Source organism: Bradyrhizobium sp. WSM4874, from assembly GCF_055811835.1.
The window spans coordinates 1,705-27,970 of the sequence record NZ_JBVVPR010000050.1 but is presented as its reverse complement, the minus strand read 5'-3'; the positions used below and the strand labels follow the sequence as shown (position 1 = coordinate 27,970).

Below are 26,266 nucleotides of genomic sequence, written 5' to 3'. Positions count from 1 at the left end.
ATCCTTCGTAGGGTGGATTAGCCGAAGGCGTAATCCACCAACTCTGTCTCCAAGGAAGCTCAAGAGGTGGGCTACGCCTTCGGCTAACCCACCCTACGACTCGTCGCTTTCCAGCTTCTCCGCGCAAGAAGCCGCATGCCGCCCATCACATGATCGCAAACGTTGAATTATCAACGTGCGAGACATTCAAGGCATGAGCGACAAGGCCGTCATCACCTGCGCGCTGAACGGCGTGCTCACCGATCCGAAGCAGCACAACGTGCCTGTGACGCCCGAGCAGATGGCGCGCGAGGCCAAGGCTGCGTTCGATGCCGGCGCGTCCATCATGCACATCCATCTGCGCCAGCAGGCGCCGGACAAGGGGCATCTGCCGTCCTGGGAGGTCAGCGTCAGCAAGGAAATCCAGCAGGCGATCCGCGAAGCCTGCCCCGGCGTGATCATCAACCACACCTCCGGTGTCTCCGGGCCGAACTACAGCGGTGCCTTGGATTGCATCCGCGAGACCAGGCCGGAGATCGCGGCCTGCAACGCCGGCTCGTTGAATTACCTGAAGGTGAAGGCCGACAACAGCTGGGCCTGGCCGCCGATGATGTTCGACAACGCGGTCGAGAAGGTGAAGGACTACCTCGACGTCATGAACGCGGTCGGTACCATCCCGGAATTCGAATGCTTTGACGTCGGCATCGTCCGCTGCGTCGGCATGTACCGTCAGGTTGGCATGTACAAGGGCCCGCTCGAATATAATTTCGTGATGGGCGTCGCCTCCGGCATGCCGTCGGATCCCGATCTGCTGCCCATCCTGATCAAGCTCAAGCGTCCCGAGGCGCAATTTCAGGTCACCGCCATCGGCCGCGAAGAGATCTGGCCGCTGCATCAACGCTGCGCCGAACTGGGCGGTCATCTGCGCACCGGCCTCGAAGATGCCTTCTATCTCGCCGACGGCAAGAAGGTGACGTCGAACGGCCAGCTGATCGAGGCCATCGCCGCCTGCGCCCGCCGTGCGGGCCGCGAGATCGCGAGCCCGGCGGAAGCGCGGAAGATTTTTGGTACGAATCGCTAAACGTCGTTCCGGGGCGTGCGAAAGCGCGAACTATGGTGCGCAATTGCGCACCTGGGAACCTCGAGATTCCGGGTTCGATGCTTCGCATCGCCCCGGAATGACGGAGTAAAACTGTGTCCATTCTCGAAAGCACCATTTCCCCCGGCAGCGCCGCCTACCGCGCCAACCGCGACGGCATGCTTGGCCTGATCGACCGCATGCGCGCGCTGGAAGAGCGTACGCGCGAGGCGTCGGCTGCGGCGAAAGACCGATTCCACAAGCGCGGCCAGCTGTTGCCGCGCGAACGCGTCGCGCTGGTGCTCGATCCCGGCGCGCCGTTCATCGAGCTGTCCACGCTCGCCGGCTTCATGTTCGACGTCTCAGATTCCGAGAAAAGCGTGCCCGGCGGCGGCGTCATCGCCGGCATCGGCTTCGTCTCGGGCATCCGCTGCATGGTCAGCGCCAACGATTCCGGCATCGATGCCGGTGCGCTTCAGCCCTACGGTCTCGACAAGACGCTGCGGGTGCAGGAGCTCGCGCTTGAGAACAAGCTGCCTTACGTCCAGTTGGTCGAAAGCGCCGGCGCCAATCTCCTGCGTTACCGCGTCGAAGACTTCGTCCGTGGCGGCAACATCTTTCGCAATCTCGCGCGGCTCTCGGCGGCGGGGCTGCCCGTCGTCACCGTGACGCATGGCTCGTCGACCGCGGGCGGCGCCTATCAGACCGGCCTGTCCGACTACATTGTCATGGTCCGTGGCCGCACCCGCGCCTTCCTTGCCGGGCCGCCGCTGCTGAAGGCCGCAACCGGCGAGATCGCGACCGAGGAGGAACTTGGCGGCGCCGAGATGCACACGCAGGTTTCCGGCCTCGGCGACTATCTCGCCGAAGACGACCGCGACGCCCTGCGCATCGCGCGCGAGATCATGGCGGCGCTGCAATGGGAGCGGCCGGACCAGGGAGCTGCGCAATACAAGCCGCCGCGCTACGACCAGGACGAGCTGCTCGGCATCATGCCGATGGACCACAAGCGCTCCGTGGACATGAAGCAGGTCATCGCGCGCATCGTCGATGATTCCGATTTCACCGAGATGGCGCCGAACTACGGACCGGCCACGGTCTGCGGCCATGCCCGCATCGAGGGCCACGCCATCGGCATCGTCACCAACAACGGCCCGCTCGATCCGGCGGGTGCAAACAAGGCGACGCATTTCATCCAGGCGTGCTGCCAGACCCGCACGCCATTGCTGTATCTGAACAACACCACCGGCTACATGGTCGGAAGGGCTTACGAAGAAGCCGGCATGATCAAGCACGGCTCCAAGATGATCCAGGCGGTGACGTCGGCGACGGTGCCGCAGATCACCATCTATTGCGGCGCCTCCTTCGGTGCCGGCAATTACGGCATGTGCGGGCGCGGGTTCCATCCGCGCTTCTGCTTCTCCTGGCCCAACGCCAAGACTGCCGTGATGGGCGGCGAGCAGGCCGCCGAGACCATGGCGATCGTCACCGAAGCCGCCGCAGCTCGCCGCGGCAAGCCGGTCGAAAAAGAAAAGCTCGATGCCATGAAGGCGCAGATCGTCGGCGTGTTCGACGGCCAGATGGACGTGTTCTCGACCAGCGCGCGCGTGCTCGACGACGGCGTGATCGATCCGCGCGACACCCGCGCGGTGCTGTCGGAGGTGCTCGCGATCTGTCGCGAGGGCGATGCGCGTACGCCCCAACGCATGCAGTTTTCGGTGGCCCGCCCATGAGGAACGGATCAGTGCAGCACCGGCCGTTCTTCAAGGTCCTGATCGCTAATCGCGGCGAGATCGCGCTACGCGTTATGCGCAGCGCGCGGAAGCTCGGGCTCGGCGTCGTCGCGGTCTATTCGGATGCGGATCGCGATGCGCTTCATGTGCAACAGGCGGACCAGGCCGTACGCATCGGCGAAGCGCTGCCGGCGCAATCCTATCTCAACATCGCCGCGATCGTCGCGGCCGCAAAGGCCAGCGGCGCGGATGCCGTTCATCCCGGCTATGGCTTCCTCGCCGAGAACGAGGATTTTGCACAGGCCTGCAAGGATGCCGGGCTCGTCTTCATCGGCCCCTCGCCGCAGGCGATCGAGTCGATGGGCAACAAGGCCGGTGCCAAGGAGATCATGAAAAAGGCCGGCGTGCCCGTCGTGCCCGGCTATCAGGGCGCCGATCAGGGCGATGAGGTCATGCTCGCGGAGGCGAGAGGGATCGGCTTCCCCGTGATGATCAAGGCGGTCGCCGGCGGCGGTGGACGCGGCATGCGGCTCGTGACGGATGCCGCGGCGTTTCCCGATGCACTGCGTAGTGCGCGGTCCGAGGCGAAGGCGGCGTTTGGCGATCCGACGGTGATTCTCGAACGCGCCATCCAAAATCCCCGGCACGTCGAGATTCAGGTATTCGGCGATAGCCATGGCAACGCCATCCATCTCGGCGAGCGTGACTGCTCAGTGCAGCGCCGGCACCAGAAACTGATCGAGGAGGCGCCGTCGCCCGCCGTGACGCCGGAACTGCGCGCGAAGATGGGCGAGGTCGCGGTCGCCGCGGTGAAGGCGCTACGCTACGAGGGCGCCGGCACGCTGGAATTCCTGCTCGATGCGAGCGGCGCGTTCTACTTCATGGAAATGAACACGCGACTCCAGGTCGAGCATCCCGTGACCGAAGCGATCACCGGGCTTGATCTCGTGGAATTGCAGCTGCGCGTCGCGCGCGGCGAGCCGCTGCCGGTCGAGCAGCAGCACATTCGCTTCACGGGCCACGCCATCGAGGTGCGGCTGTGCTCCGAGGATGCTGCGCATGATTTCATGCCGCAGTCCGGGCGCATGGCGCGCTGGCATGTGCCGGATGGCGTCCGCGTCGAGCATGCGCTGCAATCGGGCTCCGAGATTCCGCCGTTCTACGATTCCATGATCGCAAAGGTGATCGGCCATGGCGCGACCCGTGAGGAGGCGAGGGGGCGGCTGATCGTCGGCCTGGAGCAACTGACCGGATTCGGTGTGACCACCAATCAGGCCTTCCTGATGGCATGCCTGCGTCATTCCGGCTTCACCAAGGGCGAAGCGACAACGGCGTTCATTGGTGCGCATCACGACGAATTGCTGGCGCCGCGCGCGGACGTCGCATTCGATATGGCTTTGGCCGGCCTGCTGCTCTACGTCACGAACCCGCAGGCACCGTCGTGGCGCCGCGGACGGAGCCTCGCGGCAACGTTCCCGCTGCCGGCGAAGATCGAGATCGCAGGCCAGGCGTATGAGTTGGAAGTCTGGCGCGAACGCGATGGCAGCTACACTGTTACCATGGACGGCCGGCAGGACAAGTTCGAGATCGATCAGCTCGATTTCGACGCGATCCGCTTCCGCCATGACGGCGTGATGGACAGCGCCAAATTCCTGCGCGATGGCGACCGGCTCTACCTCCAGCACCGCGGCATTCCGCTCGCGGCGACCGATCTCACGCTCGCCGCGCCGAAGGCCGCCGCAAGCAACGGCGGCGATGGCAAGGTTCGCGCCGCCATGAACGGTCGCGTCGTTGCCGTCCTGGTCAAGCCCGGCGACCGCGTCACCGCCGATCAGCCGGTGATGACGCTGGAAGCGATGAAGATGGAGCACGTCCACAAGGCCGGCATCGACGGCGTGGTCGCCGCGATCGACGTCGCCGAGGGCGAGCAGGTCACGACGGGGAAGATCGTGGCGGAGATCGGGGCTGGGTAGGGCGGCAAGCGTAACTATCGTAGGGTGGGCAAAGGCGCGCAGCGCCGTGCCCACCATCGTGCGGCAATTGCGATTGAATGGTGGGCACGCTTCGCTTTGCCCACCCTACGGCATCGCATTTGGTCGCCCTGTCCCCTCATTGAGCAGGCACGCCACCTGGTGCCCGTCGCCCGCATCCACCAGCGCCGGCCGCTCCCTCTTGCATCGCTCCATCGCAAACCGGCAGCGGGTGTGAAACGCGCATCCCGGCGGCGGATCGACCGGGCTTGGCACGTCGCCGTCCACCAGCGGCACGAGCTTTTTGGCGAGCGGGTTGGCGACCGGCACCGAGGCGAGCAGCGCCTGCGTGTAGGGATGGCGCGGATTTGCAAACAGCTCGTCCTTGTCGGCGATCTCGACGATGCGGCCGAGATACATCACGGCGACGCGGTGACTGATATGGGCGACCACCGCGAGATCATGTGCGATGAAGAGATAGGAGAAGCCGTGCTCGCGTTGCAGGTCGATCAGGAGGTTGATCACCTGCGCCTGGATCGAGACGTCGAGCGCGGAGACCGGCTCGTCGCAGACGATCAGCCGAGGCCCGAGCGCCAGCGCGCGGGCGATGCAGATGCGCTGGCGCTGGCCGCCGGAGAACTGGTGCGGGAAGTTGCGCATCTGGTCGGGCCGCAAGCCGACTTGTTCGAACAGGTTTGCGGTACGCGCCTCCAGCACTTTGCCGGTCGCGAGCCCGTGCACGAACAGCGGCTCGCCGACGATGTCGCCCGCGGTCATGCGCGGGTTGAGCGAGGCGAAAGGATCCTGGAACACGATCTGCATCGAACGGCGGTGCGGCCGCAGCGCGGACTTGGAGAGGTGGGTGATGTCCTCGCCTTCGAGGCGGATCTGGCCCGAGGTCGGCTCGACCAGCCGCAGCACGCTCCGCGCCACCGTCGACTTGCCGCAGCCGGATTCGCCGACAAGGCCCAGCGTTTCGCCGACACCCACCGAGAACGAGACGCCGTCGACCGCATGCACTGTGCCGATTTGTCGGCGCAACACACCGGCGCGCACCGGATAGTGCTTCCTGAGATCGGTGACTTCGAGCAGCGCCTTGGTCATGCCACCTCCGCAATCTCGGCCGCGCGCCAGCATGCAGCGAGATGGCCACCGCCCCAATCGATGAGTGGCGGATATTCGGCCTCACAGCGTTTGATCGCGAGCTTGCAGCGCGGCGCGAACGCGCAACCCGTCGGCAGTCGCACCAGCGACGGCACCGTGCCCGGAATTTCGTTCAGCCGCGCCTGGGCGGCGACGCCCGGCGCCGGCACCGCCGGGATCGAGGCCATCAGCCCGCGCGTGTAGGGATGCTTTGGCGCGGCGAACAGTGCCTCGACGCTGGCTTCCTCGACCTTCCGTCCCGCATACATCACGATGACGCGCTGCGCGGTCTGCGCGACGACACCGAGATCATGCGTGATCAGCACGAGCCCGGTGCCGAGCTCTTTTTGAAGGTCCAGGATCAGCGCCAGGATCTGCGCCTGGATGGTGACGTCGAGCGCGGTCGTCGGCTCGTCCGCGATCAGCAGCGCCGGCCGACACGCCAAGGCCATCGCGATCATGGCGCGCTGGCGCATACCGCCGGAGAGCTGATGCGGATATTCCCGCGCACGCCGGGCCGGTTCGGGGATGCGCACCAGGCGCAGCATCTCGATCGCGATGTCCCGGGCCTCCTTGCTTGACATGTTCCGGTGCAGCCGCACGGCCTCGACGATCTGGTCGCCGATCCGCATCACCGGATTGAGCGAGGTCATCGGCTCCTGGAAGATCATCGAGATGCGGTTGCCCCTGACGGCGCGCATCTCTGCTTCGTCCAGCGTCAGAAGATCGGTTCCTTCGAGCGTGACGGAGCCACCGACGATGCGGCCGGGCGGATCCGGCACCAGCCGCATCAGGGATAGTGCGGTGACGCTCTTGCCGCAGCCGGATTCGCCAACGATCGCCAGCGTCTCGCCGCGCTTCACCGTGAAGGAAACATCGTCGACGGCCTTGAACAGACCGGAGTTGGTGAAGAACACCGTCTTCAGGTTCTTCACCTCGAGCACGAGATCGGATTTGTCAGCCATCAGCCGCGCTGCCGGGGATCGAGGATGTCGCGCAAGGCGTCACCGAACAGATTGGCGCCGAACACCGCGAGGCTGATGGCGATGCCCGGGAAGATCACCAGCCAGGGCGCCGTGCGGACATATTCGGCGGCGGATTCAGAGAGCATGCGGCCCCACGACGGGTACGGCTCGGGAATGCCGAGGCCGAGAAAGGAGAGCGAGGCTTCGGTGAGGATGGTCGAGCCGAGCTGGGCCGTCGCAAGCACGATCAGTGGTGCCAGCGTGTTCGGCAGCACGTGACGCAGTGCGATGCGGACCTCGCTCATGCCGATCGACTTGGCGGCCTCGATGAATGGCAGCTCGCGCAGCGCCAGAGTGTTGGCGCGAATGACGCGCGAGACGGTCGGGATCAGCGGAATGGCGATCGCAATGATAACGTTCGGCAAGGACGGCCCAAGCGCCGCGGTCATGATCAGGGCCAACACCAGCAGCGGCAGCGCCTGGAGAACATCGGACACGCGCTGGAACACGAGATCGACCCAGCCGGAGAGATAGCCGGAGGTGAGGCCGACGATCACCCCGATCGAACCACCGAGCGCCGTCGAGCCGATGCCGACCGCGAGCGAGATCCGGGCGCCATGAATGATGCGGCTGAAGACATCGCGGCCAAAGGAATCCGTCCCCATCCAGTGTGCCAGGCTTGGGCGCGCCAGTGCCCGGGCGGCGTCGATCGTCAGCGGATCGTAACGCGCGATGAAGTCGGCGAAGATCGCGGTGAACACAAACAGGGTCATGATGACGAGCCCGGCCGCACCCAGCACATGCCGCTGCGCCAAAAACAGCACGCGCCGCCAGCCGACGGTTGCGTGCGCCCCGGCGCGCCTCAGTTCAACGTCGTAGTCGATCGCAGCCAACGGGCTCTCCTAATCCGTGTACCGGATACGCGGGTCGAACACGGCGTACAGCATGTCGACGATGAAATTCGCGCTCACCACCACAATCGCAATTAGCATCACCAGGTTCTGCACGATCGGATAATCGCGCCAGCGAATCGCCTCGACCAGGAAGCGCGCGACGCCGGGGATGTTGAACACGGTCTCGGTGACAATGAGGCCGCCGATCAGGAACGCCGCCTCGATGCCGATCACGGTGATGACGGGCAAAATCGCATTCTTGAGCGCATGCTGATAGTTCACGGCGGCGTCCGATGCGCCCTTGGCACGCGCGGTGCGGATATAGTCCTGCCGCAGCACCTCCAGCATCGAGGAGCGGGTGATGCGCATGGTCAGTGCCGCGCTGCGGAAGCCGACGGCGGCGGCGGGCACGGCATAGGTCGCAAACGCTTCCAGCCAGGTCTGCGGATTGGGATTGAAGATCGGCATCTGGTTGAACATCGCCACCGAGGCGGTGAGGATGAGCAGGCCGAGCCAGAACGAAGGCAGCGACAATCCGCTGAGGCTCACCACACGCAACGCGTAGTCGAGCCTCGTTCCCTGCTTCACCGCGCTGATGACGCCCAAGGGAATGCCGATCGACGCCGAGAACAACAACGCCAGGCCGGCAAGCCGCGCCGTGATCGGAATCCGTGGCAGGATCTCCTGAAGCGCCGGCTTCTCGGAGACATAGGAGTAGCCGAAATCGCCGCGCAGAAAGCCACTAATCCAGTGCCAATATTGCACCACCAGCGGCTGGTCGATGCCGAGCTCTTTCTCCAGATTGGCTTTGTCCGCGGGATCGACATAGCCGGCCGCGGCGAACAGGATGTCGACGATGTTGCCGGGGACGATGCGCAGCAGGAAGAAAATGACGATCGAGATCCCGAACAGGGTCACGAGCATCAGGAACAGGCGCCGCACCAGATAGGCAAACATGCATCGCCTCCCGTCGAACCCGTCAGCCGCCTGCGCTACTTGTCCATCCAGACATCCTCGTACCGATAGCCGTTATAGGAACTGTTGGACATCACCGTCACGCCCTTGACGTAAGGTTGCCAGCAGCTGCCGGTACGTGCGTGGAAGATGATCGGGCGGGCGACGTCCTCCTGCAACTTCTTGTCGATGTCCCACACCAGCTTCTTGCGCTTGTTGACGTCGGTCTCCTGGGACTGCACGTCGAACAGCTTCTCGATCTCCTTGTTGCAGTAATTGGTGTAGTTGCGCTCGGAGCCGCAGGAATAGTTCTCGTAGAAGGATTGGTCGGGATCGTCGACGGCATTGCCGGTCAAATTGAGCCCGAGCATGTAGTCCTTGCGCGCAACCTTCGGGAACCAGTTTGCGGTCTCGACCACGTCGAGCTCGCCGTCGATATAGATGCTCTTGAGCTGGTCGATCAGGATCACGGCGGGATCGCGATAGACCGGGATGTTGCGGGTCGAGACCTTGACGGCGAGGTGCTTGTCCGGCCCATATCCGGCCTTCTGCATCAGCTTCTTGGCTTCTTCGCGATTGGCGTTGATGTCGGGTCCATAGCCCGGAATGGTCTCGAGCATCTCCTTCGGCATGCCCCACAGCCCGTTCGGCGGCGGCAGCAGGGTGCCGCCGACGTCGCCCTGACCCTCGAACATGATCGAGATGAAGGCCTTGCGGTCGAGCGACAGCGCCATGGCGCGGCGGATGTCGATATTGTCGAACGGTGGCGCGGACGAATTGACGATGATGTTGGTGGCGACATTGTTGGGTTCGACCACGCAGACTGCGTTCGGCGCCTGCGATTTGACGTCCTTGAGAAGCGGGATGCTCACTTCGGTCGGGAAGGCCATGTCGAACTTGCCGGCGACGAAGGCGAGGATGGCGGTCGAGCGGTTCGGGATGATGGTGAACTCTATGCCGTCGAGATAGGGCCGGCTCTTGCGCCAATAGTCGGGATTGCGGGTCAGCTTGATCGATTCATTGGCCTTGAACTCGACGAACTTGAACGGCCCGGTCCCGATCGGGTGCGTGCGCATGTCGCCGGGCGAGACGTGGCAGGGATAGACCGGCGTGTAGCCGGAGGCGAGCAGCGCCAGCAGCGAAGGCTGCGGCCGCTTCAGGTTGAAGGAGACCTCGAGATCGCCGTTGGTGGAGACGTCGTTGACCTGTTCGTACCAGCTCTTGCGCGGGTTCTGCCGGAACTTCTGCTGCGACTTGCCCATCAGCATCTCGAAAGTGCATTTGACGTCAGCCGAGGTGAACGGCTTGCCGTCGTGCCACTTCACGCCCTGGCGCAGCTTGAAGGTCAGCGTCTTGTTGTCGTTGACCCAGGCCCAGCTCTCGGCGAGCTCGGGCACGATGGTGTCCATGCTGTTCTGCGCCACGTCCTGCTTGTAGATGACGAGGTTGTTGAACACCGGCATGAAGGGAACGTTGAGCGAGTAGGTCGCGCCTTCGTGGATCGAGGCATTGCCGGGACTGTCGCGGTGATACATCCGCAAAATGCCGCCCTGCTTGGGCTCGCCGGCGAGTGCAATGGTCGAAAACGCCAGCAAAGATAGCGCCGCCGTCGCGGCGAGCGCCCGTACGCTCCGCATCCTCGTCCTCCCTGGACATCAGCCTTTTGCGGCCTGTTTGAGCAGACGATAGCGACGCGAGCGCGGTGAGGCAACCGGCAAGGACGGGCGGCCTCTCGGCAATTCGGATGACGCAAGGCCGCAGGGGCGGCTCTCTCACAAATTGCGAGACGTCCCTCCGGCGTCGTCCTGGCGAACGCCAGGACCCATTACCCCAGGGAGGTGTTTGGTGAAGAAAGTCGTTCGGTATTGCTACCTACGACGATCGTGAGATCACGCGGTATGGGTCCTGGCATTCGCCAGGACGACAGCGGTTTTCACACAATCCTTGACGCCTTGTTCCCCCAATACCGGTCGCGCAACAACCGCTTGTACAGCTTCCCCGTGGGCAGCCGCGGCAACTCCTTTTCGAAATCCACCGAGCGCGGCACCTTCTGCCGCGACAGCGATGCTCCGCAGAACGCGATCAGCTCTTCGGCGAGCGCCTCGTCCGGCACGACGCCCGGCATCGGCTGCACCACCGCCTTCACCTCTTCGCCGAGATCGGGATTGGGCACGCCGAACACCGCGGCGTCAGCGACCTTTGGATGGGTGATCAACAAATTCTCGCACTCCTGCGGATAGATGTTCACGCCGCCGGAGATGATCATGAAGGTCGCGCGGTCGGTTAGATAGAGGAAGCGGTCCTCATCGACATAGCCGACGTCGCCGACCGTGCTCATGCTGCCGTCGGCCGAACGCGCTTCCTTGGTCTTCTCCGGGTCGTTGAAATATTCGAATGGCGTGGCCGTCTTGAACCAGACCTGACCCGGCGTGCCGGTCGGGCATGGCTTCATGTTTTCGCCGAGAATATGGAGGTCGCCGAGCAGCACCTTGCCGACGGTGCCGCGATGGGCGAGCCATTCAGCGCTGTCGCAGGCGGTGAAGCCAAGGCCTTCGGTCGCGCCGTAATATTCGTGGATGATCGGTCCCCACCATTTGATCATGTCGTCCTTCACCAGGGCCGGGCAGGGCGCGGCGGCATGGATCGCGATTTCAAGCGAGGAGAGGTCGTAGCGCTGTCGCACTTGCTCCGGCAGCTTGAGCATGCGTGAGAACATCGTCGGCACCAGCTGGGTGTGGGTGATACCCCATTGCTCGACGAGCTGGAGGTACCGCTCGGGATCGAAATTTTCCATGATGATCGCGGTGCCGCCGATCCGGATCGTCAGGTTGACCGCGGCCTGCGGCGCCGAATGATAAAGCGGCGCCGGGGAGAGGTAGATCATGCCCTCGCGGTATTGCCAAAGCTTTGTCAGGAAATCGAACAACGGCAGATTGTGCTTTGGCGGCTCCTCCGGAAGCGGCCGCAGAATCCCTTTTGGCCGTCCCGTCGTGCCCGATGAATACAGCATGGCGGTACCGAGCCATTCATCGGGAATCGGCGTCTTCGGCAGCTCGGCGGTCACCTCAGTGAGACCAACGATGCGCTCACTCTCGCCCGGGCCGTCGACGATGATGCACAGTTTGATGTCGGGGCAGACCTTGATTGCCTCGCGGGCGATATCGAGCTTCGCAACCGATGTGATCAGGATCCTCGACTGGCTGTTGACCAGCAGATAAGCGAGCTCTCCCGGCGTCAGGAACGAGTTGATGCAGGTGTAGTAGAGACCGGAGCGCTCACCCGCGCCGCAGGCTTCGAGGTAGCGGGAATTGTTCTCCATGAAGATCGAATAATGGTCGAGCCGCCTCAGGCCATAATTGCGAAACAGATGCGCCAGCCGGTTGCTGCGCGCATCGAGCTCGCGATAGGTGACGGCCTCGCCCGTCGCCGCCATGATGAAGGCAGGCTGGAGCGGGCGCAGGCGGGCATGTTGACCTGGATACATCGGTCCTCCGGCTTTAGATCATGCGGCAAGAAGCAGGATTTCGCGCAACTGCGCGGGACCGTCGATCTTGCGCGGGTTGCGTGGGATCCAGTTCGTGCGCATCGCGGCTTCCGCGATGGCGTCGAAATGTTCCGGCGAGACGCGTACATCGGCGAGGCTGCGGGGCATGCCGAGCGAACGGATGAAGGCATCGAGCACGTCGGCCGCCTTGTGGCCGGGAAAGCCCATTGCGGCCGCGACGATCATCTGGCGCTCGGCATTGTCGGGCGCATTCCAGCGCATCACAGCCGGCAGCATGACGCAGGAGGTGTAGCCATGCGGCACATTGAAGGCTGCGCCCAGCACGTAACCGATGCCGTGGCTTGCCCCCATCGGCACGCCGGCAGCGAGCGCGCCCATCGACAGCCATGTGCCGATCTGCGCATCCATGCGCGCGTCGAGGTCAGCAGGGTCTGCCTTCACCCGCGGCAGCGCGTCAGCAAGCATCGCGAGGCCCTTCACCGACTGTGCGTCGGCATAGGGGTGCGTCTCGCGCGAGCAGATCGCCTCGACGCAATGATCGATGGCGCGGATGCCGGTCGAGAGGAATAGCCATTCCGGCGTGTGCACGGTGATGGCGGGATCGAGGATGGTCGCGCGCGGAACGCTGAGCGGATGCCGCAGCATCTGTTTCACATGGGCGGTGCGGTCGGTGACGCCTGCGACCGAGCTGAACTCGCCGCCGGCGATCGTGGTGGGCACGCTGATCTGACGCACGGTCGGCGCCGTCATCTCGGGCGCGACGCCCTTGTGCACGCGGATACGTTCGATGCCGTCGACATCGTCGATGCCGTTGGCAAGGCAGAGCTGCACCGCCTTGGCTCCGTCGGTGATCGAGCCGCCGCCCACGGTGACGATCAGGTCGGCGCCCGCTTCGCGCGCCGCATTGGTGGCGGCGATCACCGCCTCGCGCGGTGTGTGGGCCGGCATCGCGTCGAAGACGCCCGCGCAGCGTGTGCCCAGGGCTTGTTTGATCTTCGCGATTTCGTCGGTCTGCCGGTTGAGCGTGCCCGAGACCATCAGGAAGGCGCGGCGCGTCCCCAGCCGGTCCATCTGGGCGACCACGGCTTCGGCCGCGGGGTGGCCGAACACGACCTCCTCGATCGCGCCGTAAACGACACGTCCCTGGTGCACGCCTGGCCTCCCCGGACAATTCGTCTTGTTTTATGAGGGGTAATCTAGCCGAGCCGGCTCCGCCCGTCATGTGTGAAGACGCTGTCGCTCTCTCGTCCACCTTTCCCCAGTCTTGCCGGAGAGAGGCGAACAAGCCCTGTCAACCCGTCATCCGGCCAGGGCATTCTTCCGAGCATTGCGCGTGCGGTGGTCTTGAAGAGTTCATCATTGAAACCCATCTTGTGGCGCCCGCGGGTACAGGCGTACCCTGCTATTTCCGCGGTTTTTATGCGAGGACCTGGGATGACTGGACCGGACGGAAGCGAGCAGTTTGTCAAAAGGCACGATTTCGTTTCGCCTCGACCTCGCGTGATCGCCGGGCTTTTCGCCGCGGCATTCGGTCTTGCGGGCTGTGGCCAGCCGACCCCGCAAGCGGCCGCGCCGCCGCCGGCGCCGGTGACGGTAGCCCAGCCGGTCAAGCGCACCGTCACCGATTGGGACGAGTTCACCGGCCGCTTCGAGGCCATGGAGGAGGTGCAGGTCCGCCCGCGCGTCGGCGGGTTCGTCAACTCTGTCGAATTCCAGGATGGCGCCATCGTGCGTCAGGGTGATCTGCTCTATGTCATCGACCCTCGTCCGTTCGAGGCGGTGGCCACGCAGGCGGAGGGGCAGCTTTCCGATGCGCGTGCCAAGGTGGAGCTTGCAAAGCGGGAGCTCGATCGCGGTTTGAGCCTGGTGCAGACCAGCGCCGTCTCCGAGCAGGTGGTCGATCAGCGCCGTCAGGCCTTGCAGGCCGCGCACGCTGCCGAAACACAGGCCGAGGGTGCGCTCAAAGTCGCCAAGCTCAATATCGAATTCACGCATGTGACGGCGCCGCTGACCGGCCGCGTCAGCCGCCATCTTGTCAGCCCTGGCAATCTCGTGCAGGGCAGCGATACCGGAACGTCGACGCTGCTCACCTCGATCGTGACGCTCGACCCGATCTATATCTATTTCGACATGGATGAGGCGACCTTCATCAAATACAGCAAGCTGTGGTTCGAAGGCCGCCGCCCAAGTTCGCGCGATACGGCGAACCCGGTGCAGGTGACCCTCGCCGGCGAGACGAAACCATCCCGTGAAGGCAGCATCAATTTCCTCGACAACCGCCTCGATGTCTCCACCGGCACGCTGCGCAGCCGCGCCGTGATCAAGAACACCGATCTGTCGATCCTGCCGGGTCAGTTCGGTCGCGTCCGGCTGATCGGCAGCGCTCCCTATGAGGCGCTGCTGATTCCCGACGTCGCGGTCGCGACCGACCAGTCCCGCAAGATCGTGTTCGTGGTGAAGCCTGATGACACCGTCGAGGCACGTCCGGTGACGCTGGGGCCGCTCGATGACGGCTTGCGCGTAATCCGCGAGGGGCTGAAGGCGGAGGACCGCGTCATTGTCAACGGCATCCAGCGCGCCCGCGTCGGCGCCAAGGTCGCGCCGCAGACTGCACCAGCGCCGGCTGGCGGCAAGCCCGGTGACAAGTCATGAATCTCGGCCGCCTCTCCATCAACCAGCCCATCCTCGCCATGGTGCTGTCGATCGTGCTGCTGATCGTCGGCGCGATCGCATACACCACGCTGCCAGTCTCCGAATATCCGCAAGTGGTGCCGCCGACCGTCGTCGTCACTACGCAATATCCCGGCGCTTCCGCGCAGACCGTGTCCGACACGGTTGCAGCTCCCATCGAGCAGGAGATCAACGGCGTCGAGGACATGCTGTATCTCTACAGCCAGGCGACCTCGAACGGCCAGCTTACCATCACCGTTACTTTCAAGCTCGGCACCGATCTCGACAAGGCCCAGGTGCTGGTGCAGAACCGCGTCGCGATCGCGCAACCGCGCCTGCCTGAAGAGGTTCAGCGCAACGGCGTCACCACGCGCAAGAACTCGCCCGACATTCTGATGGTCGTGTTCATGCTGTCGCCCGACGACACCTTCGACCAGCTCTACATCTCCAACTATGCGCTGCTCCAGGTCCGCGATCAGCTGCTGCGGATCGACGGCGTCGGCGACATCCAGATCTTCGGCGCGCGCGATTATTCGATGCGGCTATGGCTCGACCCCGACCGGATCGCCAATCTCGGCCTGACTTCTGCTGAAGTGCTCGCCGCGATCCGCGCGCAAAACGTGCAGATCGCGGGCGGCCAGATCGCCGAGCCGCCGATCGCCGACCGCGCCTTCCAGCCGAACCTCACCTTCACCGGGCGTTTGAAAGACCAGAAGCAGTTCGAGGACATCCTGATCAAGGCCGGCTCCGACGGCCGCACGGTGCGGCTGCGCGACGTCGCCCGTATCGAGCTCGGTGCTCTCGCGTACTCCACCAACAGCTTCCTGCTGCGCAAATCGGCGGTCGCGATGCTGGTGACGCAGCGGCCGGGATCGAACGCGCTCGCGACCGCGAAGAACATTTCGGACACGATGACGAAGCTGAAGGAGACCTTTCCGAAAGGCCTCGACTTCAATATCGGCTACAACCCGACCGAGTTCATCGCGCAGTCCGTCCATGAGCTGATCAAGACCATCTACGAGGCCATGCTGCTCGTGGTCATCGTGGTTCTGGTGTTCCTGCAAGGGTGGCGGCCCGCGATCATTCCGATCATCGCGATTCCGGTTTCGCTGGTCGGCACCTTCGCGGTGATGGCGGCGCTAGGGTTCTCAATCAACAATCTGACGCTGTTTGGGCTCGTGCTTGCCGTCGGTATCGTGGTCGACGACGCCATCGTCGTGGTCGAGAATGTCGAGCGGCATCTCGAGCACGGCATGAGCCGGCGCGACGCCGCGCTGAAGACCATGGAGGAGGTCGGCGGCGCACTGGTATCGATCGCGCTGGTGCTGTGCGCGGTGTTCGTCCCGACTGCGTTTCTGGGCGGTATCTCGGGGCAGTTCTTTCAGCAATTCGCCGTCACCATTGCGGTCGCGACCGCGATCTCCTGCTTCTGCTCGTTGACGCTGTCGCCGGCGCTGGCCTCGCTTCTCCTCGTCCCCCACGAGGAGAAACGGCCGCCGGCGCGCTGGAATCTTGTCGCACGCGGCTGGAACGCTTTCACCGGCGTCTTCAACCGAGTGTTCGACCGTCTCGCCCATGGCTATGCGGGCCTAGCCAATTTCGTGATCCGGCATTCGGCGGTGATGATCCTGATCTACGTCGTGCTGATCGGCAGCGCCGGCTGGCTGATCGCGACTACCTCGCAGGGCTTCATTCCGGCGCAGGATCGCGGCTACGTCATCATCTCCGTGCAATTGCCGGGCGCGGCCTCGCTGGCACGCACCACCGAGGTCGTGCGCGAGATCGAGCGGATCGCGCTGGATACGCCGGGTATCATCCGTGTCGCCGCCTTCGCCGGCTTCTCCGGCGCCACGCGCACGCAGGCCGGCAACGCGGCCGCGCTATTTCCGGTGTTCGACGAGCCCGAGGCGCGGATGAAGAAGGGATTGTCCGCGAACGCCATCACGGTCGAGCTGCGCAAGCGCCTGGCCGCGATTCAGGGGGCTTTCATCATCGTGATTCCGCCGCCGGCCGTACCCGGCATCGGCACCGGCGGCGGCTTCACCATTCGCATTCAGGACCGCCAGGGCCGTGGGCCTGAGATGCTCGCCGCGGCTACCGACGAGCTCGTCGCAGCATCGCGCAAATCGCCCTCGCTGCTCGCTCCCTCAGTGTTCTCCCCGTTCTCAGCCAACACGCCGCAGCTGTTCGTCGACATCGACCGCACCAAGGCGCAGAAGCTCGGCGTTCCCATCGCCAACATCAACGACACGATCCAGACCTATTTCGGATCGACCTATGTCAACGACTTCAACCTGTTCGGCCGGACCTACCACGTCACCGCGCAGGCGGATTTCCCGTTCCGCAAGGAGCCCAGCGATCTCTCGCGCCTGCGCACGCGCAATGCTTCCGGCGACATGGTGATGCTCGGCAGCGTAGTCGAGTTCAAGGACGTCTCGGGCCCCGACCGTGTCGCGCGCTACAATCTCTATGCGGCGTCCGAGTTGCAGGGCGAGCCGGCGCCGGGCACCAGCTCGACCACCGCGCTCAACGCCATCAAGAAGCTCGCGGACGACACCCTGCCGAGCGGCTTCACTTTCGAATGGACGGACCTGTCCTACCAGCAGATCACTGGCGGCAATGCGGGTCTCTACGTGTTCCCGATCTGCGTGCTGTTCGTCTATCTCGTGCTCGCCGCGCAATATGGCAGCTGGACCTTGCCGTTCGCGGTGATCCTGATCGTGCCGATGTGCCTGTTGGCCGCCACGATCGGCGTGCGCATCATGGGGCAGGACGTCAACATCCTCACCCAGATTGGCTTTGTCGTGCTGGTGGGATTGGCGGCGAAGAACGCGATCCTGATCGTCGAGTTCGCGCGCGACATCGAGAAAGAAGGCAAGCCGCGGCTGGAGGCCGTGATCGACGCCTGTCGCTTGCGCCTGCGGCCGATCCTGATGACGTCCTTCGCCTTTATTCTCGGCGTGCTGCCGCTGGTGATATCGTCCGGCTCGGGCTCGGAGATGCGGCAAGCTGTCGGCGTCGCCGTGTTCTTCGGCATGATCGGCGTCACCCTGTTCGGACTGTTGTTCACGCCGATCTTCTACGTGGTGGTGAGGAACCTGGCCGAGGGGAAGAACGAGGGGAAGCCGAGGGTGGTGGCTCCTTAGCGCGGGGATGATCACTGGCATATCAACCAACCCGGTGTCGTCCCGGCCTAGTGCGCAATTGCGCACGGGGGCCGGGACCCATAACCCCAGGGCGAAGTTTGATGCGAAGCGCGCAACCACGAGTCCTCGCAAAACGACGCCCTGTGGTTATGGGTCCCGGATCTGCGCTGCGCTTGTCCGGGATGACGCCGTTTGCTTGGCACGCCCTTCATACTAACGACCAACATGCAATGGATGGGCAGGCGCGGGGTTCTTCACTAGTATCCGCGCGATTTCAAAACAGAAAACTGCTGGGAGCTAACGAATGAAATCAGCACTTTTGGCCGCTGTCGCAACCTCCACCCTGCTGCTGGCCGCGCCGGCCTCTGCGCAAGGCGTCAAGATCGGCATCCTCAACGACCAGTCCGGCGTCTACGCCGATTACGGCGGCAAATGGTCGGTCGAGGCCGCCAGGATGGCGATCGAGGATTTCGGCGGCGAGGTGCTGGGCCAGAAGGTGGAACTCGTCACCGCCGACCACCAGAACAAGCCGGATCTCGCGACCTCGATCGCGCGCCGCTGGTACGATGTCGAGAACGTCGACATGATCACGGAGCTGACGACCTCGTCGGTCGCGCTCGCGATCCACGAGCTGTCCAAGGAAAAGAAGAAAATCGACATCGTCGTCGGCGCTGCGACCTCGCGCCTCACCGGCGATGCCTGCCAGCCCTATGGTTTCCACTGGGCCTATGACACCCGCGCGCTCGGTGTCGGCACCGGCGGCTCGCTGACCAAGGCCGGCGGCGACAGCTGGTTCTTCCTCACCGCGGACTACGCCTTCGGCTACGCGCTGGAAAAGGACACCAGCGAGATCGTCGCGGCCAATGGCGGCAAGGTGCTCGGTTCGGTGCGCGTGCCGCTCAACTCCTCGGACTTCTCCTCCTTCCTGCTCCAGGCGCAGAGCTCGAAGGCGAAGATCGTCGGCCTCGCCAATGCCGGCCTCGACACCACCAACTCGATCAAGCAGGCGTCCGAGTTCGGCATCGTCTCCGGTGGCCAGAAGCTCGCGGGCCTCTTGATGACGCTCGCCGAAGTGAACGGCCTTGGCTTGCAGGCTGCGCAAGGCCTGGTGCTGACCGAGGGCTATTACTGGGATATCAACGACCGCACGCGCCATCTCGGTGAACGCTTTCTCAAGCGCACCGGCCGGATGCCGAACATGATCCAGGCCGGCACCTATTCGGCGACGCTGAGCTATCTCAAGGCGGTCAAGGCCGCCGGCACCAAGGATCCGGATGCGGTCGCCAAGAAGCTGAAGGAGCTGCCGGTCGACGACGACTTCGCGCAAGGCGGCAAGGTGCTCGAGAACGGCCGCATGGTCCACGACATGTATCTGTTCGAGGTCAAGAAGCCCTCGGAATCGAAGAAGCCCTGGGACTATTACAAGCAGCTCGCGGTCGTTCCCGGCGAGAAGGCGTTCTTCACCGCCAAGGAGAGCGGCTGTCCGCTGACGAAGTGAAGGTCAGGACCGCGCCAATAACTCCCATGTCGTCCCGGCGAAAGCCGGGACCCATAATCCCAGGAAGAAGTTGTGGGCCCGAACTGGTAACTCCGAATCTTCGTCAAACCACATCCCGTGGTTATGGGTCCCGGCCTTCGCCGGGACGACACTGAGTGTGTGGCGTTTGCCCGCCCCTCACACCAGCCGCAGCACCAACGCTCCCAGCGACCCCGCCCACAATGCAATGGCCGCGATGCCCTGAATAAAGAATCCCGGGCCGCGTTTTGCAGCGGCCTTCGAGTAGCCGATGAAGTAAACGATGCGGCCGATGATCCAGATCGCACCGATCGCCGCTGCGCCGGCATCGCTGATGTAAATCGCAAACAGCCAGAGCGACGGCAGGAAGATCCGCATCCATTCCAGCGTGTTCATCTGGATTCGGAACGCGCGCTCAAAATCCGGATGGCCCGACATTGCCGGCACTTTGACGCCGGTTTTGGTGCGCGAGCGCGACACGTTGATGGTGATGAAGAAGTAGAACAGGATCGCCAGCAGCGTGACGAGGGCGGTGAAGTGATACATCGCTAGTCCCTTCGACGAGGTCCCGGTTCAATACCCGGTCAGCTCGAGATAGCCAACGCCGTCATGCGTGCCGGCAAAGCTGATCGGCCCTTCCCAATAGGAAAAGCCGGTCCCCATCCACGCCTTTGGATTGAGCGGCTTGCACTGGACCGAGAACGACCGCGACGGGATCGCGATCTGCCATTCCACCGGCAGCTTGTGTCCCGCGACCTCGGCGGTCGCCTTCGGACTCATCTGGACGTCGTCGCCCGCAATCATGTGCGTGTCGCCGGCGGCGGAGATCCAGTTGCCGAATGGATGATTTTGTCCGTCCTTCTGGCGCAGCCGGTACAGCATCAGCTTGTCGCCGGACGCCAGATGCAGCGACAACCAGTCCCAGCCGGTCTGGTCGGCGTCGAGCGGCTGGCTGCTCCATTCCCGGTCCATCCAGGCCTGACCGGAAACATCGACCGGCCTGTCGTCGATGGTGAGCGTGCCGCGGGCGCGATAGAACGGCTGGCTGTAATAGTAGGAGGCCTGCCCGCGCTCCGACTTGCGGCTGTAGCCGCCGTCGCCCTGCAACACCACGGGACGATCGGCCTCCAATGTCAGCGCGTAACTGAAGTCGGCGCCCGAGGCCTTTAACGTCAGCGGCGCCAGGGTTCGATCGCCGGTGTGCTCGGATCCGTTCATCTCCCAATCGTCGATCCAGGCTGAGAACGGCTTTGCGGTGACGCCAGCCTGTCCAACGCCGCCGCGTGAAAACAGCTCGCTGAAGCGGTGGGTGTCGGCACGCGTCACCGCCGCATGCGCCATCCACACCTGCTGGTTGGCCCAGCCCTCGCCCTGCGGCCCCGGCTGGGTCGCTTGGCGAAACAGCGTCCATTGCAGGCCGCAAGCCGCACCGCTGCTATCGACAAGATTCGCCGTGAGATACCACCACTCGATGCGAAACTCCGGATGCGGCCCGTGATCGCCCGGAAAGGCGAACGTCTTTCCCGGTGTGACCTTCGCAAAGCCATCGGCCGTCGCGCCGAGCCCGGCATAGCCTTGCGCGCCCGCGCGGCGGACTGCCGCGAGCGCGGCGATGCCGCCGGCGAAGGCGCGCCGGGAGATCCTGTCAGCGCTCATTGGCAAACACCTTGACGAGGCTCGCCGGTTGCATCCGGGCCAATCGGATCATCGGCAGCAGGGCGGCAAGCAACGAGGCGAACAGCGCGACTGCGACCAGTTCGACCAATTGCAAGGGAAACACATGGAACGGCAGCCGCCAGCCGAACGCCTTCACGTTGACGATCGCGATCAGGCACCACGCCACCAGCAGCCCGAGCGGCACGGCCAGGAGCGAGGTGAACAGCGCGACCGACAGCGTCTTGGTCAGTTCGATCGCGGCAAGGCGCGGCCGCGTGATGCCGATCGCCCAGAGTGGCGCAAGCTGCGGCAGGCGGGAATTCGCCAACGTGAGAAGGCTGGTCAGAAGCGCGATCCCGGCGACGCCGAGCGTGAACGCGTTCAGCGCCGAAGTCACCGCGAAGGTGCGGTTGAAGATCCGGATCGACTCCGCCTTCACTGTCGCCTGGTCGGCGACGCTGCGGTCGTCGAGCGCAAACTGCTTCTGCAGCGCCGCGATCAGGCCGGGGATATTCTCCTTCGCGACAATCAGGCCGATGCGCGTCTGCGGCGTCTGCGGAAATTGCCGGATCAGCGCCGCGACATTCACCGCAAGCTGTCCCTTGGGGTTGCCGTAGTCGGCATAGATGCCGACGATGTCGAGCTGCCAGGTCCCGCCCGGCGCCGGGACGTCAACGACATCGCCGACGCGGACGTTGAGGCGGCGGCTCAGCTGCTCGCTGATGAACGCGGCATTGCCGGGTATGAGTTGTGTCCAGGCACGGGGCGCGGTTTCCAGCAGCGGCCAGCGCTCGCGATAGAGCGCATGATCGGGCAGGCCGAGCAGCTCCACCGGCTGGCCCTGTACCTGCGTCTCGGCACGTCCGCCCGACAGGATCGCCTGGACATCGCTGCGCTCCTTCAGCCAGTCGCGGATCGCGACGCCTTTGGCATTGTCGGAGGCGCTGATGTAGACATCGGCTGCGAGCCGTCCGTTGAGCCAGCCAACAAAAGTGCGGCTGAACGTTTCCACCATGGTGGACACCCCGACATTGACGGCGAGCGCGAGCAGCAGCGCCATCAGTGCCAGCGACAAACCCGAGAGCTGCTGCCGGCTGTCCGCCCAGAACCACAGGGCGAGCGGCCTCCGCGCCAAACGCTGCCCGGCCAGCAGGATGAGTTCGAGGAACGCGGGCAGGATCAACGCGGCGCCGAACATCAGCGCTGCCAGCACGCCAAAGCCGGCGATCAGCGATTGCCCGTACTGGAGCAGCAATAGCGCGACCGCGAACACGGCGCAGGCTGCTCCGCTTTGCAGGATCAGCCAGCGGCGCTGCCTCTGTTGCCAGGCGCGCGGCTGCGCGGTCGCCAGCACCGGCATCCTGACAGCCTTGATCAGGCTGGTCGCCGCGGCCACCAGCGCGCCCGCAATGCTGATGCCGATTCCGGCGAGCCACCATTCAGGTCGCAAGCTGAGCTGCCCCGGGATTTGCGCGCCATAGAGTCCACGCAGAGACGCCGCGACGTCGGGCAAGAGCGCGGCCGCAATGAAATAGCCGCAGGCAAGCCCGATCAGGCCTGCGACCAGCGACAGCGCCACGAGCTCGACCACCAGCACGGTGTTGACCAGTCGCGCCGAGGCACCGCAGGCCCGCAGTGTGCGTAGCATCGGCAGCCGCTGCTCGAAGGCGAGGCCGACGGCTGAATTGACGATGAAAAGACCGACGAAGAACGACAGCAGGCCGAACGCGGTGAGGTTCAGATGAAAGCTGTCGGTGAGACGCTCCAGCTCGGTCTCCGCATCCGGCTCGACCCGCTGCAAGCGATGGCCGACGACGTTCGCCAATGGCGCAGGCTTGCCCTTCGGTTTGCCGATCAGCAGTCGCGAGATCTGGTCGGGCTTGTTCAGCAGCGGCTGTGCCACGCCGATATCGACCACCAGCACATCGGGCACGAGCTGCGGCAGCACGCGCAGCGGCGGCAGTTTTGCGCCGCTGCTGATCGCGGGTGCCGCGCCCTCCTGCTCCTGCAAATCGTTCAGCGTCTCCCGTGCCACCAGCGTCTGGCCGGGCGGCGCGACGAAGCTGCTGAGATCCGAAGCGCCGAGGCGCGGTGCATTGCCGACATCGACCGGCAGCGTCACGGGCTCGATGCCGAGCAGCCGGACCGAGCGTCCGTTGACCTGGACTCGTCCTTCCAGCATCGGCGAGACCGGCCAGCCGGCGCGGCGGAGCTTGACGAACAGCTCCTGCGGAAAGGTGGCGGCATCGGGCGCGACCAGCATCGGCGCGCGCGCGCCGCCGAAGGTTGCCGCGGCGCGATCATAGGCGTTGCGGGCCTGCTGGTTGATCGCCTGCACGCCGCTCCATAGCGCGGTCGCCGCGATCAGCCCGATCAGAAGCGTCGCGAATTGCATCTTGTGGCGCCGCCAATGACTGAGCAGGACGGCGAGGACCCAGAGCGCGCGCCTCATGCGATCCGCCCGGCATGCAGGTTGACGTGGCGATCGAGTGTCGCGGCCAGATGCAGGCTGTGCGTCACCATCAGAAACCCGCAGCCGGTGCGCGTGACGAGGTCGCGCGTCAGGGCAAGCACGTCCTCGGCGGTGGCCTCGTCGAGATTGCCGGTCGGCTCGTCCGCCAGCAGCAACGACGGCTTCGTCGCCAGCGCCCGGCCGATCGCGACCCGTTGCTGCTGTCCGCCTGATAATTGTTCTGGATACCGCTTGAGCAGGCCGCCGAGCCCGAGACGCTCGATCAGCTCCTCGTACCAAGCTGTGTCGTACCGGCCGGCGATCCGCGCCTGAAACGCCAGATTGTCCCCGACCGACAGACTCGGGATCAGATTGTACTGTTGAAACACCAGGCCGATCCGGTCGCGCCGCAGGCCGGCGCGTCCCGCATCCGACAGTTTGGTGACCTCAGTGTCTTCCAGTCGGATCGTGCCGCCATCGGCGGCATCGAGCCCGGCGATCAGGTGCAACAGCGTGCTCTTGCCGCTGCCGGACTCGCCGGTCAGTGCGACGCGTTCGCCGGCCTTGAGGTCGAGATCGACGCCGCGCAGGACATGGACCGGCTCACCGGCCGAAGAGAACGTCTTGGAGAGGTTTCGGATGCTCAGCACGATGAATGGCGCCGGACGGAATTAGCGGAATTGCTGCGTAGCACACTTGCTGCGGAAATGCCGGGTTGCGTTGGTATTGAAGCCGTTGTTAGCTCCTAAGAGGACCAAGTCAAAAAAGTGCCAAACAGGGACGACGGGGAGAATGATGAGCGCTCAGGCAACGCAGCCCGCGGCGGGCAAAATGACAGGGACGTCCAAGGAAACGCCGAAGGGTGCCTGGACCGTTACATTTCTCCTGTTTCTTTTCATGCTGGTGAACTTCGCCGACAAGATCGTCGTCGGTCTTGCGGGCGTTCCGATCATGACGGAGCTGAAGCTTGAGCCCGAGCAGTTCGGCCTGCTCGGCTCCTCATTCTTCTTCCTGTTCTCGATCTCGGCCATCGTGGTCGGCTTCATCGTGAACAAAGTGCCGACCCGCTGGGTGCTGCTGACGCTCGCGGTGATCTGGGCACTGACGCAGTTTCCGATGGTCGGCACCGTCTCTTTCACCACGCTCCTGATCTGCCGCATCGTGCTCGGCGCCGGCGAAGGCCCGGCGGCCTCGGTGGCGATGCACGCGGTCTACAAATGGTTCCCAGACGAGAAGCGCACGATGCCGACCGCGATCCTGTCGCAGGGTTCGGCCTTTGGCGTGATCCTGGCGGTCCCGGCGCTGAACTGGATCATCGTCAACCATTCCTGGCACTATGCGTTCGGCGCGCTCGGAATCGTCGGCCTCATCTGGGTCGCCGCCTGGCTCGCACTCGGCAAGGAAGGCCCGCTGGACACCCACGCATCGGCCGTGATCGAACCGAAAATACCCTATCTCCAGCTCCTGACATCGCGCACCTTCATCGGCTGTGTGACCGCGACCTTCGGCGCCTATTGGGCGCTGTCGCTCGGGCTCACCTGGTTCACGCCCTTCATCGTCAAGGGCCTCGGCTTCTCGCAGTCTCAGGCGGGCTTCGTCTCGATCTTGCCCTGGGTGTTCGGGGCGACCATCGTCATTCTCACGGGCTGGATCTCGCAGGTGATGCTGGCACGCGGCTACACGTCGCGGATCTCCCGCGGCGTGCTCGGCTCGGTGCCGCTGATCGTCGGCGGCCTGATCCTCGCGATGATGCCGCACGTCCAAGGCGCCGGCCTTCAGATCGCCCTGCTCGTGGTCGGCTCCGGCCTGTGCGGCGCGATCTACGTCGTCTGCCCGCCCATGCTCGGCGAGTTCACGCCGACGTCGCAGCGCGGCGCGGTTCTCGCGATCTACGGAGCGCTCTATACCCTTTCGGGCATCATCGCGCCGCTCGTGATGGGCAGCGTGATCCAGCGCGCCGGCAGCATGCTCGACGGCTACATGACCGGCTTCACCATCAACGCCGCAATCATGGTCGGCTCCGGCCTGCTCGGGCTGCTCCTGCTCTGGCCGAACACGGAAAAGGCCAGGCTGACCGGTGGTGCTACGCCGCAGGCAGCGCCGCTGAAGAGCGCGGTGTCGCCGACGTAAGGGGCGGCTTCAGCCAACCCAATCACAACTGTCATCCCGGCGAAGGCCGGGATCCATAACCACGATTTTTAGTTGGACGAAGACTGGTATTGACCAGCCCGCGCCGCAACACCTTTCGGTGGCTATGGGTCCCGGCCCCCGTGCGCAATTGCGCACTAGGCCGGGACGACGGTTAAGTTTGTAGTGGCGCTGGTGACTTAAGAACCGGCTTTCGCCTTCCGCTCCGTGAACGGCGACAGCACCACCGTCGCGACCATGAAGATCACGGAGGCCCCGAACACCCAGTGGGGCGCGCTCTGGTCCATGATCCAGCCGAACAGCAGCGGGCTGACGATGCCGCCGAGATTGAAGCCGGTGGAGACGATGCCGAAGGCGCGGCCGGCCCCGCCCCCCGGGGGGGGGGGGGGGGGCCCCCAGGGGGGCGGGGGGGGGGGGCCCCCCCGGGGGGGGGAACCCCCGGGCCCAGATGGGGTGCG

The 26,266-nt window shown here is 64.6% G+C and carries 19 protein-coding genes; 7 read left to right on the top strand and 12 right to left on the bottom strand.

The features are described from left to right. Positions 1–193: 193 nt before the first annotated feature. The 3 genes from AC0L3P_RS33620 (at position 194) to AC0L3P_RS33610 (ending at position 4,763) form a co-directional block, all read left to right on the top strand. Complete coding sequence (locus AC0L3P_RS33620) at positions 194–1,060, top strand: beta-keto acid cleavage family enzyme (protein WP_027514515.1); 867 nt, start codon at positions 194–196, stop codon at positions 1,058–1,060. 113 nt (positions 1,061–1,173) lie between these two features. Further along, complete coding sequence (locus AC0L3P_RS33615; protein WP_473308582.1) at positions 1,174–2,790, top strand: acyl-CoA carboxylase subunit beta; 1,617 nt, start codon at positions 1,174–1,176, stop codon at positions 2,788–2,790. Further along, positions 2,787–4,763: an acetyl-CoA carboxylase biotin carboxylase subunit gene (locus AC0L3P_RS33610; protein WP_473308581.1), complete on the top strand. Its 1,977-nt coding sequence runs from the start codon at positions 2,787–2,789 to the stop codon at positions 4,761–4,763. Before AC0L3P_RS33615 ends, AC0L3P_RS33610 begins: the two co-directional genes overlap by 4 nt. Positions 4,764–4,868: 105 nt before the next feature. On the opposite strand, the gene AC0L3P_RS33605 is transcribed toward AC0L3P_RS33610, so the two are convergent. The 7 genes from AC0L3P_RS33605 to AC0L3P_RS33575 all read right to left on the bottom strand — a co-directional run bounded on the left by AC0L3P_RS33605 (position 4,869) and on the right by AC0L3P_RS33575 (position 13,372). Beyond that, entirely contained in the window at positions 4,869–5,864 is a 996-nt protein-coding gene (locus AC0L3P_RS33605; RefSeq protein ID WP_473308580.1) for an ABC transporter ATP-binding protein, read from the bottom strand. Next, the gene (locus tag AC0L3P_RS33600) at positions 5,861–6,868 is read right to left on the bottom strand and encodes an ABC transporter ATP-binding protein (protein ID WP_473308579.1); all 1,008 of its coding nucleotides are present in this window, start codon (positions 6,866–6,868) and stop codon (positions 5,861–5,863) included. Before AC0L3P_RS33600 ends, AC0L3P_RS33605 begins: the two co-directional genes overlap by 4 nt. After that, positions 6,868–7,761, bottom strand: a complete 894-nt coding sequence (locus AC0L3P_RS33595) for an ABC transporter permease (RefSeq protein WP_018455966.1) — start codon at positions 7,759–7,761, stop codon at positions 6,868–6,870. Before AC0L3P_RS33595 ends, AC0L3P_RS33600 begins: the two co-directional genes overlap by 1 nt. A gap of 9 nt (positions 7,762–7,770) precedes the next feature. Further along, positions 7,771–8,718: an ABC transporter permease gene (locus AC0L3P_RS33590; protein WP_275168531.1), complete on the bottom strand. Its 948-nt coding sequence runs from the start codon at positions 8,716–8,718 to the stop codon at positions 7,771–7,773. A 35-nt stretch (positions 8,719–8,753) separates the two neighbouring features. Then, on the bottom strand, positions 8,754–10,352 hold the full coding sequence (locus tag AC0L3P_RS33585; RefSeq protein ID WP_473308578.1) for an ABC transporter substrate-binding protein: 1,599 nt from the start codon (positions 10,350–10,352) through the stop codon (positions 8,754–8,756). A gap of 296 nt (positions 10,353–10,648) precedes the next feature. Next, positions 10,649–12,199 (bottom strand): AMP-binding protein, encoded by a 1,551-nt coding sequence (locus AC0L3P_RS33580; protein WP_473308577.1) that lies wholly within the window; start codon positions 12,197–12,199, stop codon positions 10,649–10,651. An 18-nt stretch (positions 12,200–12,217) separates the two neighbouring features. Then, positions 12,218–13,372, bottom strand: coding sequence for an iron-containing alcohol dehydrogenase (locus AC0L3P_RS33575; RefSeq protein ID WP_473308576.1), 1,155 nt, complete (start codon positions 13,370–13,372; stop codon positions 12,218–12,220). 282 nt (positions 13,373–13,654) lie between these two features. Here AC0L3P_RS33575 and AC0L3P_RS33570 point away from each other — a divergent pair, with 282 nt between their 5' ends. The 3 genes from AC0L3P_RS33570 (at position 13,655) to AC0L3P_RS33560 (ending at position 19,534) form a co-directional block, all read left to right on the top strand. Next, positions 13,655–14,872, top strand: a complete 1,218-nt coding sequence (locus tag AC0L3P_RS33570) for an efflux RND transporter periplasmic adaptor subunit (protein ID WP_275168528.1) — start codon at positions 13,655–13,657, stop codon at positions 14,870–14,872. Continuing rightward, entirely contained in the window at positions 14,869–18,036 is a 3,168-nt protein-coding gene (locus AC0L3P_RS33565; RefSeq protein ID WP_275168527.1) for an efflux RND transporter permease subunit, read from the top strand. The genes AC0L3P_RS33570 and AC0L3P_RS33565 overlap by 4 nt, the downstream gene beginning before the upstream one ends. A 304-nt stretch (positions 18,037–18,340) precedes the next feature. Continuing rightward, a complete protein-coding gene (locus AC0L3P_RS33560; RefSeq protein ID WP_275168526.1) occupies positions 18,341–19,534 on the top strand; it encodes an ABC transporter substrate-binding protein in 1,194 nt (397 codons plus the stop codon). A gap of 177 nt (positions 19,535–19,711) precedes the next feature. On the opposite strand, the gene AC0L3P_RS33555 is transcribed toward AC0L3P_RS33560, so the two are convergent. Genes AC0L3P_RS33555 through AC0L3P_RS33540 form a run of 4 tightly spaced genes read right to left on the bottom strand, consistent with a single transcriptional unit; the run spans position 19,712 to position 24,310 of the window. Then, positions 19,712–20,098 carry an MAPEG family protein gene (locus AC0L3P_RS33555; RefSeq protein WP_473308575.1) on the bottom strand — a complete coding sequence of 129 codons (387 nt, stop codon included), beginning with the start codon at positions 20,096–20,098 and terminating at the stop codon, positions 19,712–19,714. 27 nt (positions 20,099–20,125) lie between these two features. Next, the gene (locus AC0L3P_RS33550) at positions 20,126–21,208 is read right to left on the bottom strand and encodes a lipocalin-like domain-containing protein (RefSeq protein ID WP_275168524.1); all 1,083 of its coding nucleotides are present in this window, start codon (positions 21,206–21,208) and stop codon (positions 20,126–20,128) included. Further along, the gene (locus AC0L3P_RS33545; protein WP_473308574.1) at positions 21,198–23,660 is read right to left on the bottom strand and encodes an FtsX-like permease family protein; all 2,463 of its coding nucleotides are present in this window, start codon (positions 23,658–23,660) and stop codon (positions 21,198–21,200) included. The genes AC0L3P_RS33550 and AC0L3P_RS33545 overlap by 11 nt, the downstream gene beginning before the upstream one ends. Next, the gene (locus AC0L3P_RS33540; RefSeq protein WP_354063828.1) at positions 23,657–24,310 is read right to left on the bottom strand and encodes an ABC transporter ATP-binding protein; all 654 of its coding nucleotides are present in this window, start codon (positions 24,308–24,310) and stop codon (positions 23,657–23,659) included. Before AC0L3P_RS33540 ends, AC0L3P_RS33545 begins: the two co-directional genes overlap by 4 nt. Positions 24,311–24,455: 145 nt before the next feature. On the opposite strand from AC0L3P_RS33540, the gene AC0L3P_RS33535 reads away from it, so the two are divergent. Further along, positions 24,456–25,790, top strand: coding sequence for an MFS transporter (locus AC0L3P_RS33535; protein ID WP_354063830.1), 1,335 nt, complete (start codon positions 24,456–24,458; stop codon positions 25,788–25,790). Between the two features lie 197 nt (positions 25,791–25,987). Here AC0L3P_RS33535 and AC0L3P_RS33530 read toward each other — a convergent pair. Further along, on the bottom strand, positions 25,988–26,266 hold a 279-nt coding region (locus tag AC0L3P_RS33530), incomplete at its 5' end, for an MFS transporter (protein ID WP_473308573.1).

Bases quoted from the DNA above. Each gene is read 5' to 3' on its own strand.
- AC0L3P_RS33550 (WP_275168524.1), bottom strand. From the start codon at position 21,208: ATGAGCGCTGACAGGATCTCCCGGCGCGCCTTCGCCGGCGGCATCGCC.
- AC0L3P_RS33570 (WP_275168528.1), top strand. From the start codon at position 13,655: ATGACTGGACCGGACGGAAGCGAGCAGTTTGTCAAAAGGCACGATTTC.
- AC0L3P_RS33565 (WP_275168527.1), top strand. From the start codon at position 14,869: ATGAATCTCGGCCGCCTCTCCATCAACCAGCCCATCCTCGCCATGGTG.
- AC0L3P_RS33545 (WP_473308574.1), bottom strand. From the start codon at position 23,660: ATGAGGCGCGCGCTCTGGGTCCTCGCCGTCCTGCTCAGTCATTGGCGG.
- AC0L3P_RS33535 (WP_354063830.1), top strand. From the start codon at position 24,456: ATGAGCGCTCAGGCAACGCAGCCCGCGGCGGGCAAAATGACAGGGACG.
- AC0L3P_RS33585 (WP_473308578.1), bottom strand. From the start codon at position 10,352: ATGCGGAGCGTACGGGCGCTCGCCGCGACGGCGGCGCTATCTTTGCTG.
- AC0L3P_RS33620 (WP_027514515.1), top strand. From the start codon at position 194: ATGAGCGACAAGGCCGTCATCACCTGCGCGCTGAACGGCGTGCTCACC.
- AC0L3P_RS33560 (WP_275168526.1), top strand. From the start codon at position 18,341: ATGAAATCAGCACTTTTGGCCGCTGTCGCAACCTCCACCCTGCTGCTG.
- AC0L3P_RS33580 (WP_473308577.1), bottom strand. From the start codon at position 12,199: ATGTATCCAGGTCAACATGCCCGCCTGCGCCCGCTCCAGCCTGCCTTC.
- AC0L3P_RS33590 (WP_275168531.1), bottom strand. From the start codon at position 8,718: ATGTTTGCCTATCTGGTGCGGCGCCTGTTCCTGATGCTCGTGACCCTG.
- AC0L3P_RS33605 (WP_473308580.1), bottom strand. From the start codon at position 5,864: ATGACCAAGGCGCTGCTCGAAGTCACCGATCTCAGGAAGCACTATCCG.
- AC0L3P_RS33600 (WP_473308579.1), bottom strand. From the start codon at position 6,868: ATGGCTGACAAATCCGATCTCGTGCTCGAGGTGAAGAACCTGAAGACG.
- AC0L3P_RS33610 (WP_473308581.1), top strand. From the start codon at position 2,787: ATGAGGAACGGATCAGTGCAGCACCGGCCGTTCTTCAAGGTCCTGATC.
- AC0L3P_RS33555 (WP_473308575.1), bottom strand. From the start codon at position 20,098: ATGTATCACTTCACCGCCCTCGTCACGCTGCTGGCGATCCTGTTCTAC.